Genomic DNA, 15,736 nt, shown 5'->3' with positions numbered 1-15,736 from the left:
GGGGTGGAAAGCCAAGTTGAAAAATAAGCCAATTACGCTGGGAGTAGGCCGCCCGCTACCAACTTGAGCCCAGAGCCAGCCTCGGTCTATCACTCATGCCCATATAGATTGGCATTTTGATGCGCGTGGTCGCTATGCTCAAACTCTAGGCTGGAATGAGCAATACTGAAGCGCGTTTTCAACTCCTCCTTGATCTCTGCTTTGACGGATTCAAGCTGCTGCCAACCGGCTTCTGTCAGAACCACGTGGCAGTCAAGGGCTACTGTATTTTCCTGCATCTGCCATAGATGCACGTGGTGAATATCCTGGACTCCGTCGATATCTTGCACCGCTTCAACGACAGCCTTCCCGTCAATGTTCGGGGGAGAACCCAGCATTAGCGTACGGATAGGACCACCAATTTCAGAGAAAGCGAGGTAAAGAATATATAGCGCAATTCCTATGGTGATCGCGGGGTCTACCCAGCGCATGTCATACAGCAAAATAAGCGAACCTCCGATAATCACGGCGATGGAAGCAAACGCATCCGATAAGTTATGCAGAAAAAGAGCGCGGATATTGACACTCTCTTTTTGCATTGACCAAGTGAGCACGGCGGTAAGAGCATCAACGACAAGCGCGACGCCACCAATAATCACGATCGTCCATCCCTCTATCTCAGGAGGATCGATCATCCGCATAGCGCCTTCGTAAATCAGATAGACGCCGACAATAATGAGGGTGGTGTAGTTGATGAGTGCTGCCACTATCTCGATGCGGCCATAGCCAAAGGTCATGTACGCATCGGCGGGCCGCCTGGCGATTTTACGAGCGGCAAAGGCAATAACTAGCGCTGCCATGTCAGATAAGTTATGTAATGCATCCGCGATCAGAGATAGGCTTCCCGCCATAACGCCACCGACAATTTGAGCGATGGTTAAGAGTCCATTGGCCCATATGGAAATGCTGACACGCCGGTCGCCAGAGGCAGGATCAATGTGGGAATGATCATGATAATGTCCCATCGGCTACTCTCTCTAGAACTATCTGTTCTCGGTACTATAAAACCTCTAGCAACTAAAGCTTCAACCCTTGCGCACTGTCTATCTGCACCGCTGGATTGGGAAGAACATCCGCTGCCTCAAGGTAAAGCCTTGTAACCTATTGAAAAATGAAAAAAAGTTGCTATGGATCATATTCTGCCCGCTGGGTTCAGACTCGTTTCAGATTAATACCGTATAAGAAAGCAGTGACAACAACTCTTGCCTGTGTGCGGCACAAAGGTTCTATGCTTTTAATTAACACCATGTTTTTAACAAAGGAGGCACAATGCCAAGGTCAACACCTACTACCTCTGCACGGGTTTACCGGATGAAAACCGCCGAGCATATGTGCCCGTTCGGTTTGAAAACGGTTGATCTACTCAAGCGTAAAGGCTTTGAGGTTGACGATCATACGTTAACCTCCCGTGATCAGATAGACGCGTTCAAGGCTCAAGAAAACGTCGACACCACGCCCCAGGTATACATCGGTGATAGCCGCATTGGAGGCTATGAAGAACTACGCAAACACTTAGGTTTGAACGTTTCCAATTCAAAAGAAAAGACTTATCGGCCCGTGCTGGCGATTTTTGCCGTCGCTCTACTAATAGGTCTATCGATTAGCTGGGCCGTCCAGGGTTCGTTTCTCACAGCGCGCATGCCGGAATATGCAGTGGCTACCGCTATGGTGCTACTTGGCCTACAAAAACTGCAGGATGTCGAAAGTTTCAGCAATATGTTTTTGAACTACGATTTGCTGGCTCAGCGCTATGTGCCCTACAGCTACGTTTACCCTATGCCGAAACACTAGCTGGCCTGCTTATGCTGGCCGGGGCATTAACCTGGTTCGCCGCGCCGCTTGCCCTCTTTGTTGGTACGGTAGGTGCCGTCTCTGTGTTTAAAGCCGTGTATATCGACAAGCGGGAGCTGAAGTGTGCCTGCGTAGGCGGAAACAGTAATGTGCCGCTGGGCTTTGTATCGTTAACCGAAAATCTGGTAATGATCGCCATGGGTCTGTGGATACCATTACGCATGTTGGTAAGTTAAGCCTACCTTTCTTACGCTAAAGCGTAATCTGGGGCAGATAATTAACTGGACTATATTCAGGTTGTATTCAGCTAATTCAACCAAGGAGGGACGTCGGCCCACGAATGCAGATAAAACGGCACCAAACGCATCTAGATAAACAGCACGGACGTTATGTCAACGCCCGCTCGACAACCTGGACATTGAATCCCTCTGATTCTTCGGGAGGCTCAAAGTAGCCCGTTACCATCCTGAAAACCTCCTCGGTATCGAAGCTCGCCCGCTCAGGCTGCTCCCTTTGGCGCTGTTTCAGCTGTTTTAGACAAACCTCGTCTTCTGCCATCACATAGTACAGTTCGTGGGGTATCCCGCGTGGCGAGTAGATATCCTTAAACCATGCCCTTTGCTTCCTGGTATTGCCGGGGAAATCTAGAACCACAGTGGTGCCTGCCAAAAGTATTTGCTCAACGTGTTCCCTAAGCAATGGCTTAAGGCGTGACGAGTAGCTGATGTAGTCGTTGAAATCGTTGATTTCGCCAGGAAAAAGAGCAGATAACCAGTCATCCTCTGAAAGCAGCACGGCGCCGCGCTCACGCGCAATGCTGGCAGACAGCGTGCTTTTTCCAGCGCCCATCTTTCCGCAGAAAAATATTAACGTTCCATAAGAACTCATTTCTTACTCCTTTAACTACGCCTACTGCGTTTCTAATCCCTGCATCCATAACAGGCTTAATTGCTCAGCAGAAATGCCTAAAGTCGCTGGCTGAGACGCAAGTTGTGTTCCAAAAATTCTCTCGGCCACCTGTCTTCCAACGGTTTGAGCTGAGGACGTCTTAACGATTCGCTGCTGATAAAAACTTGTCAGAACACTTTCCAACTCACCTTGCTCTCCCAAAAGCCTGACAAGATGCCACGCATCTTCCAGCGCTTGACATGCTCCCTGCCCAGATGTTGGTAAAGACGCATGGGCCGCATCTCCAATAATGACAACATTGTCTTGATGCCAATAAGGCAGGGGATCAAGATCATGAACAAAAATGCGATTGAGCGATGCTGCATCATAGAATTTCAGCACGTTGCGTACCGGGTCAGGCCAGCAGCGAAAACGCTGATGCAGCTCATCATACCAAGCAGATAAGGGCCGTTGTTTATCAATATCGGCATTCCATGCGCCAGCCCAGAAACATAGCCCATTATTCATAGGGACAATTCCAAACCGCTCACCCAAGCCACGAAAATCATGGATGGCGTTATCTAAAACACCTTCATTCAACTGACTGATACCAATGATATTAATGAATCCTTGATAACGGGGGCTCACCTTTTCGGCATATAGCGTGTGACGCACCACCGAATTCATTCTCCCATCGGCTCCTACCACCACGTCAAACTCTTGCTTTAATCGGTCAATATCCTGCGCCGTCATTGGGCAACCAAGGTGTATTTTTACCCCCAAATCATCCAACCTCTTGGCCAGTATGCCCATAAGATCACGGCGCAATATTGTTATACTGGAGAAGCCACTCCGCAGGTTCACTTCCTCAATATCAAGCTCACCCTGCCAAACGCCAAATTGATCAAACTGACGCATTAAACGGGGAGCACCACCCAGGTGTTTTAGCTCTTTTTCCACCCCCATCTGTTGCAGAACAAAAATTGCATTTGGCCATAAAGTCACGCCAGCACCAATGGACGAGACCTTACTGTCACGCTCATACACGCTCACTTGATAGCCTTGTTGTGTGGCGAGTATTGCCAGCGCTATTCCAGCAACCCCTGCACCAACAATGGCAATACGATTAGTGTTTTTCATCGACCCTACCTCAATAGTTAAATTCGGTAGAGATTGTCACAAAGCCACTCTCGGGGATAAACACGCTATTATTGCGTTATTAATCCCATTTTATGAGAGAATCTATGATTGAAAAAATCGAGCTTCAATGGCTACTGAGCTTTCAGGCGGTATATGAACAGCTGAGCTTTAAGCGTGCAGCGGAGCAGCTTCAATTGCCAACATCCAATGTCAGCCGCCATGTCGCGTTATTGGAGCAACAACTTAGCTTGCGACTATTGGAGCGCACCACCCGCAAGATGATACCAACCGCTGCAGGCAAGCAACTTTATCAAGCTATCACGCCGCTCACACGAGCAATGAATGACGCACTTGAAGAAGCCTCACTGCATGGTGACTCTTTATCCGGCCACCTTAAGATCATCATGCCTGACCTCCCCTTTCTGGCCGAAATCACCGCAAATTTTTGCCTCCAGCATCCTCAAATACAACTAAGCTGCGACACCCAATTAAACCCTTCGGAAGGCTTGTTAGAAGGGTTCGATCTAGTATTACGTTTCGGTAGAGGGCCATTGGAGGATTCTGGCTGGGTCGCTAAAGAAATCCAACGCTGGCCGAGTTGCGTAGTTGCCGCGCCGCAGCTTCTTGAGCATCACCGATTGCCGAGCTCACTGGATGAACTGAGCAAAGCGCCCTGCATTACCAGCCTGTCTGTCCTGCAAGGCATGCCCTGGCGATTCAAGCATAACCAGACCATTCAGGTGCAATCCAGCTATAAGGTCAACAGTGGCTACATGGCTAAAGCTGCCGCGCTGAAGGGACTTGGCTTTGCTATTTTACCCACTCATGCATGCCAAGCAGATATAGAAAATGGATCGCTTATCAAGATTGATCTTAACTGCCAGCCAGAGGATCTCGTGTTATATGCGTTTTACTCGGGAAAAAAATACCCGCTGGAAAAAGTGAGAGTATTTTTGGAACACCTAAGATTAGCAATTGTGGATCTTGATTCAGATGGAAATAAAGTCTCGTGATGACCTCCTCTATATCAGCTTCCACCTGCTACTCAACGTCAGCCTGAAGACATATGCATGGTAGTTACGCTTATAGCCGCACCCTAAAGCCTGCGACTGGGCTACCATCATAAACGATGCGAGGAACAAGCGTCCGGCGGCAAATTGATGGCATTGCCAGCACCGCGACTACTCTTCAACCTCTTGCAAATTCTCTAATGGAACCCACCCTGATTCTTTGCTGGTAGATTTTTCACACCATAGCCATCCATTCAAAATTCTTGCGCCAGTTAGTCGCTCACCTTCCCGCACATTAAGCTCTCTAGCTGTGTAGTCATCAAGTGCACGCCCCACTGAATTTCCTAGTCGCTCAATAACTTGCCCAGGCACCCAGCCTGGTTCCTGCCCGGGAGAACTGCAGAAAAACCAGTTATCCCACTCTTCAGCTCCCTCATACTCCTCGCCAACAACAAGAGGGTCACCTTTTCTGAAAGTGATTGGGTTAGGAAACTCACTTTCATGTGAACTAACAACGAGATATTCCTTGATGCTCATATGGCTCTCTAACTCTGATTAACGCCCATTTCAGATATGCGAACTTGTGAGCATTACAATGGCCGCAGGTCGCGCATACCTCACCTTGCTATGACTCACTCACCCACTTTGAATAACTGGCACGCTCAATATCCACAACCTCGACGGTTAACGAGCAACGTGGAAGCTCAAGTGTTTGCAATTGCGCTAATACCGATCTTGAAAGCATTTGCTTTTGGGCAAGGGTTCTACCTGACAGAATTTTTAACACCACATGCACAAACTCAGACGTTGCCTGCCCCGTCAGGTAGCTTTGGTAAGCGATTGATCTGACTTTTATATCACTACCATCTGCCTCAAATAGCGCTGACGTCATGGCACCTGAAAATACCAATGGTAATATCAACTCACCGTCCAGTGATGCGGAATGCTCAACAATGCAATGTGGCACGAACTACTCCAAAATATAAACCCCAAGGAACTGCCGCCGCCATTACTGCGCTTGTCAGGGCAAAGGCTTTGAAAGGCGGAACGAAAAGTTTCCATAGCCCAATTCTCTATAGAAATTTAAAGCGTCCGCATTGAACTCCATTACCTCTAGCTTGATATCCTCAGCACCTTTCTCTTTTGCATAAGTTTCAGCAGCAGACATAAGCTCGCGGCCTAGCCCCCTTCCACGATGGCTTTCGGCCACTACTATTGTGGCTACGTGCCCACGGGGCCGAGAAGTCAGAAATGGGTATGGCGTTGAAGTTGATACCGACACAGCCACGACGCCTGTTAATACGCCATTGTCCTCCGTCACGAAAACCGCAGAGTCACCCACATTCATGAATCCCCGCCAATATGGCTCATCACGATTACTTCCATCTGGCTTCGCAAAGTCATGCGGCATATGCGAATAGTGAATGCTATTGATCTCATTAGAAAGCTGGAAAATGGCTTTCAGATCAGCTTCCCTAGCTTTACGGACAGGCAATTTACGACTTCCTTGTTCTTCTATAATAAGCTTAGCGGCGCGAGGAACAAGCACCTCGTAACCACAGTCAGCGAACAGCTGTGTCTAGTTAAGTTTTGGCCGTCCAGACGTCAAACTCATCGCCATTGATGATAATTGCTTGCGTATTACTAATTGGGCAAAGGTCTATTTTTTCATCATAGCTAGTGATTATGCTTTCAACGACTTGCTTGAAAGGAGCGTTGGTATGGTGTGGTACCGGATAAAAATCAACCATATTTAATGATGAAAAAGAGACTACACTAGGTGCCGCCGTGAAATCGTCCATGTCTTTCACATATTCGATGTTAGGTGACATAACGATAGAGCCTGCAGACTCTCCGATATACATTTTCCCTGAACTTATTTGTTCCTTTATGATTTTATCTGCACCAGTTCTCTTCAATTCTTGAAGTAAAAAGAAAGTATTTCCACCAGTGACATAGATATAGTCATTTTTTTGAAGCTTGCTGTTTATCTCTTCACTTGGAGCAGTTGAAATCTCAAGCTCATCAACAATTAGCCCACACTTCTCGAGTGCTTCTCTGCCTGCGGCCACATAAAAATTGACCTCTTCGACTAGACTTGCAGTAGGAATGAACGTAACCGTTTTTCCTACACATTTTGCGCTGGTAAATTTCACAAATAGATCGGCAACATCTACGAAAGATGAAGTTAAAAACATGTTTTTCATTCGACTTCCTTATTGTCTAAATGCTGTCATTATAGAGGCTTAACAGGCTGTAGAAAATCCATTTCCGAGCCCTATCTACCACCTTCCATGTTGGTTAGTTTTGGGTAAAGATCATTGCGATACTTCGGATGGAAAACCGATAAGTCTAACTTTTATTCGATCAGGTAATGTAGCGTGCGCTCAAACATACCTAGGTAGAGGTGTGGACGGTTCGCAACTCCCGCCCACATTACCTGGTTGAAGTGCCGGCGCTATTTACCTGCGGCGCACGAGAGGCTCGACGATTAATTGCGGCGTGCCATCCGACGTCTTTTGTGGTGACCGACCTTCTTGATCAATGACGCCCCTAATACGACGGCGCATGTTGGAGAAGCTCGCAAATTGGACGGTATCGATTGGCTGGTCCAGCTGTATCGAAAGCCTATAGCTTTTTCCCACCTTAGATATCGCAACAATCCGGCCGCTAAAATTTTGCCCCAGGTACTGGCCACGAACCTCTTCATGGATATTGAAGGGCGTTGGTTCGGCACCTGACAGCCGAGCATAAAGCGTGTTCCAGTCCCGCACCCCGTTTTGCTGGGCGATGAGCTCCAGCGCTTGAGCGTGACTAATCTGTGTTCCTGCAGCGGCAAGCGCTTGGCGCAGCGATTTTGCCTGCGCCTTGGCTTCCGCGAGCGTTTTCAGGCTCATGTCGGTTCTCCCTGTATTGCCAGCCCGAATCCGGAGCCGGTGGTATGCCGTTTCAGGCTGGCAATCACGATGACAACTGCAAGACTAGCCATGAGGCCATCGGCAATTGGAAACGCGAACCAAATCGCCTCGGCGTCTTTGGTGAACCCAAGCGCAACAATCAGTGCCGGACTCAGTAAGAAAGGTTTGGTTAACGTCAGAATCGCTGCTCTCCCCGGCTGTCCCACCGCTTGAAAATAGAGCGCTAGTACTAGAAGCGGACCAACGACGAAGTAAAAATACATCATCGGACGCAGGATCGCTCCCACTTGGGCCACTACGACGGGTTCCCGGACAAAGCCCGCCCCAATATAGTGGCTGCTGCCGAGCAGAATGATCTCAACTGCAACGCAATAAAACAGTGCTGTGCCGAGTGCGAGTCGCAGTACAGCATCCGACCGAAGGTAGAGCCCCGCGCCGACATTGTTCCCGACAATACTCTGGGTTGCGAGCGCGATAGCCATCAAGGGTAGAAAGATGAAGCTGAAGATCCGAGTGACGATCCCGTAGGCCGCGATAGTGTCGGCATAGCCAACCTCTGCTGTCAGCCGCAGGGTTGCGATCAGAGTCGCCGAGACAAGCGCGATACCGATGAAGCTGAGACTGAGAGGTGCCCCAAGGGCTAGTATAGGGCGCCAGCCCCCAGACCAGCGATATCTGCCGAGCGATGAAAGCGGCAGTAATCCGTCTCCACGCACACGCAGGCCAATCAATAGCCCCAAGCCCAGGCCCTGGGCTAGCACCGTGCCCCAGGCTGACCCGGCGACGCCGAGGTCAAAAATAACGATCAGCACATAGTTCAATGCAATATTAGCAAGCGTCACCCCAACCGACATTAGCGCAATGAACCCCGCCCGGCCCTCATTGCGCAATGCATCCGCATGCAGCCCAAGCAGGAACTGTAACGGCGTCGCATAGATCATGATCGATAGATAAGTGTGGGCCATCCCAGTGATGCCGTTCTGCCCATCCGTCAAGTAGCCAACGGCGGCACGCCCTCCTACCAGGAAGATCACGATCAGAGTGAGTGAGATACAGAGTGCCAACCCATGTGCTCGGGTGAAGACTGCCGCAGCCTGATCTCTTGCGTCCGCGCCCAGGTGACGGGCCAGAAGACTCGACATACCACCGCTGACAAGAGTCGACAGGGCAACGGTGATCATAAAGGCCGGAAAGACGATGCTGACGGCAGCTAAGGCATTGGTGCCGACGAAGTGCCCTAAAAAAGTGGCGTCGACAACATTCAGCAGCCCGTTCATTGTCATGACGAGCATCATTGGAAATGCATTAGCTAAGAAAGTTCGCCCTATGGGGGCAATCAAAAAACGATTGTCAGGTGAGTGTCGGGACGACATCATTCACTCCTCAAATGAGGCATTTCGTTCTTGATGGGGGCCTGCATTGCCCACCTACGAAATGCTTCGAGAGTGAGTATGTTCGTACCGTCGGGCTTCACCGTGACTTGCGTCTGCAGGCGGCAGGTGCCCGATACCTTTAGCCGCAGACTTTAGGACCTTACCAACGCATATGTCAAGCAGGAAGGCATCAGCCTAGTCGTAACGAGATATCTAGCTTTGAAGTTTTTATAGCCCTACCTCCTCGAGGGTTAAGGGGCAAATAATAACGCCCGAAGTATCCGCCTGCCTTTGCTTGTTATGTGTTTTTCAACTTCTGATACGCGTAGAAGCAGATTGAATCACCCACAAAGTTGATCATGTTTGAATGGTACTCAGTATGGAATATTTTCATACCTTCATTCTCACCGTAAAACAGCGCCATTCCAATATATGCTTTTTCACTAGGAACGTAGAAGCGGCTGACTATTTCATAGTGTTCAGCTATCAACTTTTGAACACCTTCATTGCTAGGATCAGCAGCATCTACATGAGAAACCATCTTTTTATAAAGAACGTCCCAGTCAGAATGTACTTTAGCTCGATCTACATGAGACCAGTTATTCGTTTCCGATAGACTCTTTGTTTGTTCTTCGCTCAATGCGACTCTACATTCTTCGCGAAATTTTTCACTTAACTCATTTATGTACATACTTTCCCTATTTCCAATAAAGTAAAAACGACCAATTCAGATTTTCACATAATACTCGCCATCATACGCTTATCGATTGCATGAATTTTATTCTCATTGAGCCTTCTCACTTGACTCAGTTTTCTTAGCTAAGCTAAAAGATGCTTCTACGTCCGGCCACACTTGGCCGAAATATTCAAAACACCCACCTTCACTATGCACTAAATTGCCTTATCAAGCCTGAATAACTAAACCATCTATGAGGGGAAGCTTTATGGTCATTCAATCCGCGAGCTTGACCATTATCACTCACAAACTATCGAAAACTTGGAAGTTCTATGAAGCTCATTTCGGCGCACGTCCAGTTTTCGACTGTGGTTGGTTTATATCTGCCGAGTCAGCTCATCAAGACCTTCTCCATGACCGGCCCGAAAACCCAAAAACCGGGTTTCGTCCGCACAAACGATCAGATTCATAGATGTTAAGCCTTTGCTATCAGATACGATCCGGCTCCAACCATTAAACCACCAGCCGTCACTTTAACTGCTCGTTCTGCTCTATGGTTAATGACAAATGACGCAACGGCCCCCGCGAAATATGCATAGCCTAATTTGACACCACCCACGGCGACTATGGTTATCATCGCAATTGCTGCGATATCCAATGTCCGGATAGTGGCCAAATCAACAAAAGTAGGGAACAAGCTCGCGTAGAAAAATATAGCTTTTACATCACCAAGAGTGAGGAGTAGGCCAGAGAAAAAGCTTGCTGATAATTTCGATGCTGACCGGCCGGAATACTCCACCTGCAATGGAGCTTTCGATCTCATGAGACTTATACCAAACCAGATCAAATACGCGCCTGCCAAATACCTCAATATCAAGAAAAAGCTACCCACAACGTCTGCCAGCGCAGTCATCCCTAAAACAGCTAGCAATACAAAGATAAGATCACCGACTACAATTCCCGCCGCCACGGCACAGCCGTTCGAGAATCCGGCAGAAGAAGCGCGAGCAACGACCAAGGCGACACTAGTGCTGGGAACTAGCGCTAAAGCTGACATCACTGTAAACAGAGCTAATATTTCGACTAAACTCATAGTAATTCCTGGGCTTAACGCCGATCAGCACGCGCGGCTACGAAATGGAGGCGCAGACGTTTAGTAGCCGTCGCGGTGGTTAGCAGTGTTAGAACAAATCCAGTGCCTGTTCAGTGCGAAGAATAGACGCATACTCTCCATCCAGGTTGGCGAGAGACATAGCATGAACCTCGCTTGCAGACCGCAGGACACCTGAATAATCCGTTTTTGGGAAGGTGAATGTACCGTCCGCCACGACATATACTTTGAGCCCGAGATTACCTGCCGTGCGCGCAGTCGCCTCCACCGAATTATTGGTGCTCACCCCGACTATCACCACTTGCCGTATGCCCCGCACATGCAACCATCTTTCGAGCCCTGAATGAACGAACGCATCTGGGACATTTTTCTCCACTACGTGCTCGCCAGCTAGCGGCGCCAACGCCTCTTGAAACTCTGCGCCAGGCTGACCCGGCCAAAATGGAGAGCCGGGAGTTCGAGAGATATGTCGAATGTGGATGATCGGGAATCCGCTCTTTCTCCATGCAGTCTGCAGATACTTGATATTGCTTTCGGCATCTGGGTTGTTCCGTTCTCCAACAGCCGGACTGCTCATGCCCTTCTGCATGTCGATAATTAAAAGGGCGACGGTTTCTTTATTCATGAGTTTTCATCTCTAACGCTGTGCTCATCAGTAAATTAGAAGCGTAGCGAGTAATTTATCCGTGTGAAACGCCTTGATACTCATAGTCACTACTGTGGCATCGACCTTTCCGATAACACTGACCCGCCCAACCGGTCATGTTTATCCCGGCCCACAAGCCTGGAGAGCTGGGCATTGCTGGCTTCACCTGGGTTAGAGAAACGGTGACCATTGCAGGATCGGCCTTGCCGCACAAGCTGTTTCACTACCGCCTGGTTGTCAGCGGTTGGGCTGAGTCGCCCTTTCCATCATTCATCTCGCTCGAAATGCAGCTCTGGCATCGGTCCTCGTTCCAGATAGGTGCCAAGCACAACATAGCTGTGGGTTGAATGTACTCCCTTGATCTTCTGAAGCTGGGACAGAAGCTTTTCAAGGCCGGCGGGCCCAGAGCAGCGCAACTTAAGGATCAGGCAGGTATCACCTGTAACCGTGTGAATCTCTTCCACATCGGCCAGTTTCCGCAGGGCAAGGATGGATTCCGTTATGTCTCCGCCCTCGGTCGTGACGTGAATGAAGGATAAGAGTGGGCAACCGATTTTTTCGCCATCAAGCTTCGCCACTGTCCCCCGAATAACTCCTTCGCGGCGCAGGCGTTTTACACGTTCATGCACCGCCGGAGGCGATAGATGGACTTGTTCAGACAGTTCGACATAAGACCGATCCGCCCGCTCGGCGAGCAGCCTTAATAACATTCGGTCAATGCGGTCAAGACCTGACCTATACGAGGTGCCTTGCCGTATACCATTCGTTTTCATCGCCACAATCCCCTAGTTCAATTGCTTTAGCCGCACCAAAAGCTAGGATACTGCTATATGACATATTACAAAAACGGTACTATTTCGAACGGCATTAGGTTAATCCAGGTAATCGCTTTGCTTTCTGGCGTTCTCCTTGTTGGATCGAATGCCTTTGTTCTGACCCCAATCCTCTCGGAAGTAGCCCAGGGGCTGGCAACGGAACCCTATCGTATCGCTTGGTCGATCTCTGCCTTTGGCGCGGCCACCGCAATTTCGGCCCTGACTCTTTCAGGGCTGATAGACAGGGCGCCAGCCGGGTGGGTCTTGGGCAGTGCCGCGTTACTGTTGGGGTTAGCGCAGGCATCAAGCGGATCAAGTCAGAACTGGATTTGGCTTTGCTTGTCGCAGGCGGTTGCGGGGATGGCGGTCGGTGTTCTTCTGCCTGGTGCCTATGCTACGGCCGTGGCGACAGCCCCGAAGGGACGTGAAGTGTCAAGACTTGGTATTGTGCTTACTGGTTGGGCGCTTTCTCTGGTATTGACAGTGCCATTGGCAGCCTTCATTGCCGAAAGGATCGGATGGAGAATGGTCTATGCGCTGCTAGCCGGGCTTTCGGTGCTGACCGCCCTAGGGCTGGTGACGGGTCTGCATGGTGTTCGCGGTGGTGTTGTATTACGTACACCTCCTTGGCGGGCACTACGGCTGCCGGGCGTGACGCGGCTGCTTTTGGTGATGTTTACCTATATGACCGCCTTTTACGGTAGTTTTGCTTTTTTTGGCGAAGGTATGCGGCAGGCTTTTCACCTTTCAGCAGAAGGTGTCGGAGCATTTGTAGTGGCTTATGGACTAGGGTTTGGTCTGGTTGGTATTGGGCTTGGGATCGTCGCGCCAAAGATCACACATCGTTATATCTTATTGGTACTGTTCAGCATCGCAATAAGTTATGCATGCTGGCATTTTGCACTTGGCATTCGACTAGTCGCGCTTATAGCAGCCTTTATTTGGGGAGCGCTAAACCAGTTGGGGCTGAATGCATTGGTCGTTTCGTTGAACCAGCACGCCGCAGAAGCGCGAGGCACTGTGATGGGACTTAACACGGCAGTAACTTATTCAGCGGTTTTTGCCGGGCCACTGGTTATGAGCCCAATCTATGCTGTCGCAGGCTTTACCTCGGTGTCCGCTCTTGCCGCCGTCTTCATTGTGATTGGCGTATTGCTCAGTTTGAAGGCCGAATAACCTCCAAATGAGTACCGTCATAAGCCCCAACCGTAAAAGCAACTCCTCCGTGATACCGCCATACAGAACGCGGTCGAGGAGTGGCACGGTGAATAGCTGCGACTTGTTAGGCTTCACGATCTTTGATCATAATTTCTGTCTGAACACCATTCCAATCTGCCAGCTCTAAACTACGCCAACCCAGCTTGCGATAGAGCCCTTGCTGGTCTGGAGTGTGCAAATATAATCTCGTAACTCCCCATTCCCACGCCTTCCTTTCTGCCACTTCACAAAGTTTAGCTGCGACTCCACGGCCTCTGTAACCCGGCATTACAAAGATTCCTGCAAGCCAAGGTGCTAGGTCTTCTCGCCCCTCTAAATCACAAACTCTCAAAGCACTCGTACCCAACGGAACGCCATTCTCATGCGCTACCCATGCGAGTGGTAACTGGTCTCGATTTTTGTGAGAAACCAGCTTCTCGTACCGTCGATCGTAGCTTTCTCCTGGGATTATATTTCTCCAGTGATCTGCCATTGCAGGTGCAAGCAGAGAGACAAACTCTGGAACATCTTCAAGATAATCAATTCTCAAGCTTGGCTCCTTAGGTTACGCCTAACGTTTGATATGAGTGACGACCGGAAGCGGGCGCAGCACGCTGGAAGGTGTCCGCCCCATGGAATGGTTAGACGTCACGGTGCGGTGAGAACTCAACGATGGCCTCAATTTCCACAGCAAACCCCTTGGGCAATGAGCCAACACCAATGGCGGAACGGGCATGCTCACCGCGCTCACCAAGCACTGCGACAAGTAGGTCAGAACAGCCGTTGATGACTTCCGTGTGAGAAGTAAAGTTTGGGTCGGCATTCACCATGCCAAAAACCTTGACGACACGCTGCACCCGCTCAAAGCTTCCAAGCGCCTCTTTGATGAGCGCCAGAAGGTACAGTCCGACCTCTTGAGCATAGACCCGGCCCTGCTCGACAGACACTTCCGCCCCTACTTTTGGGACAGTGCCTGCGTCTTCGCGCAGAGGAGCACCCTTACCAGACAGATAGAGCGTGGTCGACGAGATGACGTAGGGACGAAAGTTGCCCCTTGGTTTGGTGACGGAGGGTAGTTCTAGACCTAGCGAGCGAAGACGTTCTTCCACAGTTGGTTGCATTGTAAGTTCCCTATGTCCGCTTTTTGAGGCTCCGTGACATCTAACGCCGCATTCAGCAGTTTGTCCGCTGCAATGCTTTGATACTGCCCTCAGCTCAGACCGTTTGGTTAAGCTGAAAAGGCGACCAAACCTGACAGGAGAAGGCTCAATGAACTTTTACAGTAGCACTCATCGTCACTACTGTGGAATTGATCTGCATGCCCGTAGCCTGTATGCCTACATCCTTAATCAACAGAGGGAAACCCTGTTACATAAAGAGATTCCCGCTAGCCCAGAACCTCTACTTCGGCTAATCGAAACCTACCTGGATGATCTAGTGATCGGCGTCGAATGCATGCACTGCTGGTACTAGGTCGCTGATTTCTGTGAAGACCAGGGCATTGCTTTCATTCTCGGTCATGCCCTTTATATGACAAATTCTTCTGGAAAGAATTTAGACAGCTTTAGCTGGCCCGAAGGGAAAAATAAATCCTGCCCTTTTTGTTTTTTAAATTTACCAAAGTAGAACCTTTATTAGCAGGCGACCTACAGCACAAGTTTGAACCCTTCATGTGTGGCTTTGAATCCGAGTTTTTTATAAAACCTGATTGCATCTTGGCGCTGCTTGTCACTTGTCAACTGAACTATTGTACAGCCTTTATCTTTTGCCAACTTTATAGCATGTTCAAACATTTGCTCACCGAGGCTTTGAGCACGATAGTCGCTATGAATTCGAACACCTTCAATAAGGCAGCTCCAACTACCTAGATGTGTAAGATAAGGGATGAATGTAATTTGAAGCACCCCAACTAGCGAATTTTCCAGCTCAACGACAAGCAATTCGTTGTTTGGGTCTCGTGTAATCGCTTCGAACGCAGCAATATATGCGCTATTCAAAGTAATGGCTGAGTCTTCTCTTTGACTACCAAGCAGATCATTTGAAAGCAAAGCTACAAGACTCTCCAGATCTTCAGATTTAGCTGAGCGATACTTTAAATCCATTGAAAGTTCCTTTTTACTGCTGACTGCTAA

21 protein-coding genes are annotated in these 15,736 nt (G+C 49.3%); 5 read left to right on the top strand and 16 right to left on the bottom strand.

Annotation, left to right across the window (positions count from 1 at the left end; genetic code table 11):
• Window positions 1-89 precede the first annotated feature (89 nt).
• Window positions 90-1,004 (bottom strand): cation diffusion facilitator family transporter, encoded by a 915-nt coding sequence (locus tag NF683_RS15970; RefSeq protein ID WP_253920431.1) that lies wholly within the window; start codon window positions 1,002-1,004, stop codon window positions 90-92.
• 304 nt (window positions 1,005-1,308) lie between these two features.
• Here NF683_RS15970 and NF683_RS15965 point away from each other — a divergent pair, with 304 nt between their 5' ends.
• Both NF683_RS15965 and NF683_RS21450 read left to right on the top strand, forming a co-directional pair.
• Window positions 1,309-1,830 carry a glutaredoxin domain-containing protein gene (locus NF683_RS15965; protein WP_446718653.1) on the top strand — a complete coding sequence of 174 codons (522 nt, stop codon included), beginning with the start codon at window positions 1,309-1,311 and terminating at the stop codon, window positions 1,828-1,830.
• An 11-nt stretch (window positions 1,831-1,841) separates the two neighbouring features.
• Complete coding sequence (locus tag NF683_RS21450; RefSeq protein WP_446718652.1) at window positions 1,842-2,066, top strand: hypothetical protein; 225 nt, start codon at window positions 1,842-1,844, stop codon at window positions 2,064-2,066.
• Window positions 2,067-2,217: 151 nt separating this feature from the next.
• Here NF683_RS21450 and NF683_RS15960 read toward each other — a convergent pair whose 3' ends face one another.
• Both NF683_RS15960 and NF683_RS15955 read right to left on the bottom strand, forming a co-directional pair.
• Window positions 2,218-2,718, bottom strand: a complete 501-nt coding sequence (locus NF683_RS15960; protein ID WP_089038148.1) for an AAA family ATPase — start codon at window positions 2,716-2,718, stop codon at window positions 2,218-2,220.
• 21 nt (window positions 2,719-2,739) lie between these two features.
• The gene (locus NF683_RS15955; RefSeq protein WP_089038147.1) at window positions 2,740-3,858 is read right to left on the bottom strand and encodes an FAD-dependent monooxygenase; all 1,119 of its coding nucleotides are present in this window, start codon (window positions 3,856-3,858) and stop codon (window positions 2,740-2,742) included.
• A 104-nt stretch (window positions 3,859-3,962) separates the two neighbouring features.
• On the opposite strand from NF683_RS15955, the gene NF683_RS15950 reads away from it, so the two are divergent.
• A complete protein-coding gene (locus NF683_RS15950; RefSeq protein ID WP_089038146.1) occupies window positions 3,963-4,871 on the top strand; it encodes a LysR family transcriptional regulator in 909 nt (302 codons plus the stop codon).
• Between the two features lie 168 nt (window positions 4,872-5,039).
• On the opposite strand, the gene NF683_RS15945 is transcribed toward NF683_RS15950, so the two are convergent.
• The 10 genes from NF683_RS15945 to NF683_RS15900 all read right to left on the bottom strand — a co-directional run bounded on the left by NF683_RS15945 (window position 5,040) and on the right by NF683_RS15900 (window position 12,365).
• Window positions 5,040-5,405: an SH3 domain-containing protein gene (locus tag NF683_RS15945; protein ID WP_089038145.1), complete on the bottom strand. Its 366-nt coding sequence runs from the start codon at window positions 5,403-5,405 to the stop codon at window positions 5,040-5,042.
• Window positions 5,406-5,493: 88 nt separating this feature from the next.
• Entirely contained in the window at window positions 5,494-5,835 is a 342-nt protein-coding gene (locus NF683_RS15940; protein WP_089038144.1) for a 5-carboxymethyl-2-hydroxymuconate Delta-isomerase, read from the bottom strand.
• Window positions 5,836-5,889: 54 nt separating this feature from the next.
• Window positions 5,890-6,417, bottom strand: coding sequence for a GNAT family N-acetyltransferase (locus NF683_RS15935; RefSeq protein ID WP_157698002.1), 528 nt, complete (start codon window positions 6,415-6,417; stop codon window positions 5,890-5,892).
• Window positions 6,418-6,451: 34 nt separating this feature from the next.
• The gene (locus NF683_RS15930) at window positions 6,452-7,075 is read right to left on the bottom strand and encodes a peptidase E (RefSeq protein WP_089038142.1); all 624 of its coding nucleotides are present in this window, start codon (window positions 7,073-7,075) and stop codon (window positions 6,452-6,454) included.
• Window positions 7,076-7,330: 255 nt separating this feature from the next.
• Window positions 7,331-7,765 (bottom strand): glyoxalase superfamily protein, encoded by a 435-nt coding sequence (locus NF683_RS15925; protein WP_089038141.1) that lies wholly within the window; start codon window positions 7,763-7,765, stop codon window positions 7,331-7,333.
• On the bottom strand, window positions 7,762-9,078 hold the full coding sequence (locus tag NF683_RS15920; RefSeq protein WP_275050941.1) for an MATE family efflux transporter: 1,317 nt from the start codon (window positions 9,076-9,078) through the stop codon (window positions 7,762-7,764). Before NF683_RS15920 ends, NF683_RS15925 begins: the two co-directional genes overlap by 4 nt.
• A gap of 379 nt (window positions 9,079-9,457) precedes the next feature.
• Window positions 9,458-9,850 (bottom strand): TipAS antibiotic-recognition domain-containing protein, encoded by a 393-nt coding sequence (locus NF683_RS15915; protein WP_089038139.1) that lies wholly within the window; start codon window positions 9,848-9,850, stop codon window positions 9,458-9,460.
• A gap of 460 nt (window positions 9,851-10,310) precedes the next feature.
• A complete protein-coding gene (locus NF683_RS15910) occupies window positions 10,311-10,928 on the bottom strand; it encodes a LysE family translocator (protein WP_232471476.1) in 618 nt (205 codons plus the stop codon).
• Window positions 10,929-11,016: 88 nt separating this feature from the next.
• Window positions 11,017-11,571 carry a cysteine hydrolase family protein gene (locus NF683_RS15905; protein WP_089038138.1) on the bottom strand — a complete coding sequence of 185 codons (555 nt, stop codon included), beginning with the start codon at window positions 11,569-11,571 and terminating at the stop codon, window positions 11,017-11,019.
• Between the two features lie 287 nt (window positions 11,572-11,858).
• On the bottom strand, window positions 11,859-12,365 hold the full coding sequence (locus tag NF683_RS15900; RefSeq protein ID WP_089038137.1) for an Lrp/AsnC family transcriptional regulator: 507 nt from the start codon (window positions 12,363-12,365) through the stop codon (window positions 11,859-11,861).
• A gap of 57 nt (window positions 12,366-12,422) precedes the next feature.
• Here NF683_RS15900 and NF683_RS15895 point away from each other — a divergent pair, with 57 nt between their 5' ends.
• Window positions 12,423-13,583 carry an MFS transporter gene (locus tag NF683_RS15895; RefSeq protein ID WP_253920430.1) on the top strand — a complete coding sequence of 387 codons (1,161 nt, stop codon included), beginning with the start codon at window positions 12,423-12,425 and terminating at the stop codon, window positions 13,581-13,583.
• A 106-nt stretch (window positions 13,584-13,689) separates the two neighbouring features.
• Here the strand turns inward: NF683_RS15895 and NF683_RS15890 are convergent, their stop codons facing one another.
• Entirely contained in the window at window positions 13,690-14,154 is a 465-nt protein-coding gene (locus NF683_RS15890; protein ID WP_089038135.1) for a GNAT family N-acetyltransferase, read from the bottom strand.
• 91 nt (window positions 14,155-14,245) lie between these two features.
• A complete protein-coding gene (locus NF683_RS15885; RefSeq protein ID WP_089038134.1) occupies window positions 14,246-14,725 on the bottom strand; it encodes a RidA family protein in 480 nt (159 codons plus the stop codon).
• 148 nt (window positions 14,726-14,873) lie between these two features.
• Here NF683_RS15885 and NF683_RS15880 point away from each other — a divergent pair, with 148 nt between their 5' ends.
• Window positions 14,874-15,077: a hypothetical protein gene (locus NF683_RS15880; RefSeq protein ID WP_198361468.1), complete on the top strand. Its 204-nt coding sequence runs from the start codon at window positions 14,874-14,876 to the stop codon at window positions 15,075-15,077.
• Window positions 15,078-15,250: 173 nt separating this feature from the next.
• Here NF683_RS15880 and NF683_RS15875 read toward each other — a convergent pair whose 3' ends face one another.
• The gene (locus tag NF683_RS15875) at window positions 15,251-15,706 is read right to left on the bottom strand and encodes a GNAT family N-acetyltransferase (protein WP_253920429.1); all 456 of its coding nucleotides are present in this window, start codon (window positions 15,704-15,706) and stop codon (window positions 15,251-15,253) included.
• Window positions 15,707-15,736: the final 30 nt, after the last annotated feature.

The sequence above is a fragment of the Halomonas sp. MS1 genome, from assembly GCF_024182575.1.
Lineage (GTDB): Bacteria > Pseudomonadota > Gammaproteobacteria > Pseudomonadales > Halomonadaceae > Vreelandella.
Note: the sequence above shows the minus strand (reverse complement) of the source record. Positions and strands in the feature narration are given on the sequence as shown.

Bases quoted from the DNA above. Each gene is read 5' to 3' on its own strand.
- NF683_RS15955 (WP_089038147.1), bottom strand. From the start codon at position 3,858: ATGAAAAACACTAATCGTATTGCCATTGTTGGTGCAGGGGTTGCTGGA.
- NF683_RS15930 (WP_089038142.1), bottom strand. From the start codon at position 7,075: ATGAAAAACATGTTTTTAACTTCATCTTTCGTAGATGTTGCCGATCTA.
- NF683_RS15900 (WP_089038137.1), bottom strand. From the start codon at position 12,365: ATGAAAACGAATGGTATACGGCAAGGCACCTCGTATAGGTCAGGTCTT.
- NF683_RS15885 (WP_089038134.1), bottom strand. From the start codon at position 14,725: ATGCAACCAACTGTGGAAGAACGTCTTCGCTCGCTAGGTCTAGAACTA.
- NF683_RS15875 (WP_253920429.1), bottom strand. From the start codon at position 15,706: ATGGATTTAAAGTATCGCTCAGCTAAATCTGAAGATCTGGAGAGTCTT.
- NF683_RS15945 (WP_089038145.1), bottom strand. From the start codon at position 5,405: ATGAGCATCAAGGAATATCTCGTTGTTAGTTCACATGAAAGTGAGTTT.
- NF683_RS15915 (WP_089038139.1), bottom strand. From the start codon at position 9,850: ATGTACATAAATGAGTTAAGTGAAAAATTTCGCGAAGAATGTAGAGTC.
- NF683_RS15970 (WP_253920431.1), bottom strand. From the start codon at position 1,004: ATGGGACATTATCATGATCATTCCCACATTGATCCTGCCTCTGGCGAC.
- NF683_RS21450 (WP_446718652.1), top strand. From the start codon at position 1,842: ATGCTGGCCGGGGCATTAACCTGGTTCGCCGCGCCGCTTGCCCTCTTT.
- NF683_RS15910 (WP_232471476.1), bottom strand. From the start codon at position 10,928: ATGAGTTTAGTCGAAATATTAGCTCTGTTTACAGTGATGTCAGCTTTA.
- NF683_RS15895 (WP_253920430.1), top strand. From the start codon at position 12,423: ATGACATATTACAAAAACGGTACTATTTCGAACGGCATTAGGTTAATC.
- NF683_RS15880 (WP_198361468.1), top strand. From the start codon at position 14,874: ATGAACTTTTACAGTAGCACTCATCGTCACTACTGTGGAATTGATCTG.
- NF683_RS15960 (WP_089038148.1), bottom strand. From the start codon at position 2,718: ATGAGTTCTTATGGAACGTTAATATTTTTCTGCGGAAAGATGGGCGCT.
- NF683_RS15950 (WP_089038146.1), top strand. From the start codon at position 3,963: ATGATTGAAAAAATCGAGCTTCAATGGCTACTGAGCTTTCAGGCGGTA.
- NF683_RS15925 (WP_089038141.1), bottom strand. From the start codon at position 7,765: ATGAGCCTGAAAACGCTCGCGGAAGCCAAGGCGCAGGCAAAATCGCTG.
- NF683_RS15965 (WP_446718653.1), top strand. From the start codon at position 1,309: ATGCCAAGGTCAACACCTACTACCTCTGCACGGGTTTACCGGATGAAA.
- NF683_RS15920 (WP_275050941.1), bottom strand. From the start codon at position 9,078: ATGCTCGTCATGACAATGAACGGGCTGCTGAATGTTGTCGACGCCACT.
- NF683_RS15905 (WP_089038138.1), bottom strand. From the start codon at position 11,571: ATGAATAAAGAAACCGTCGCCCTTTTAATTATCGACATGCAGAAGGGC.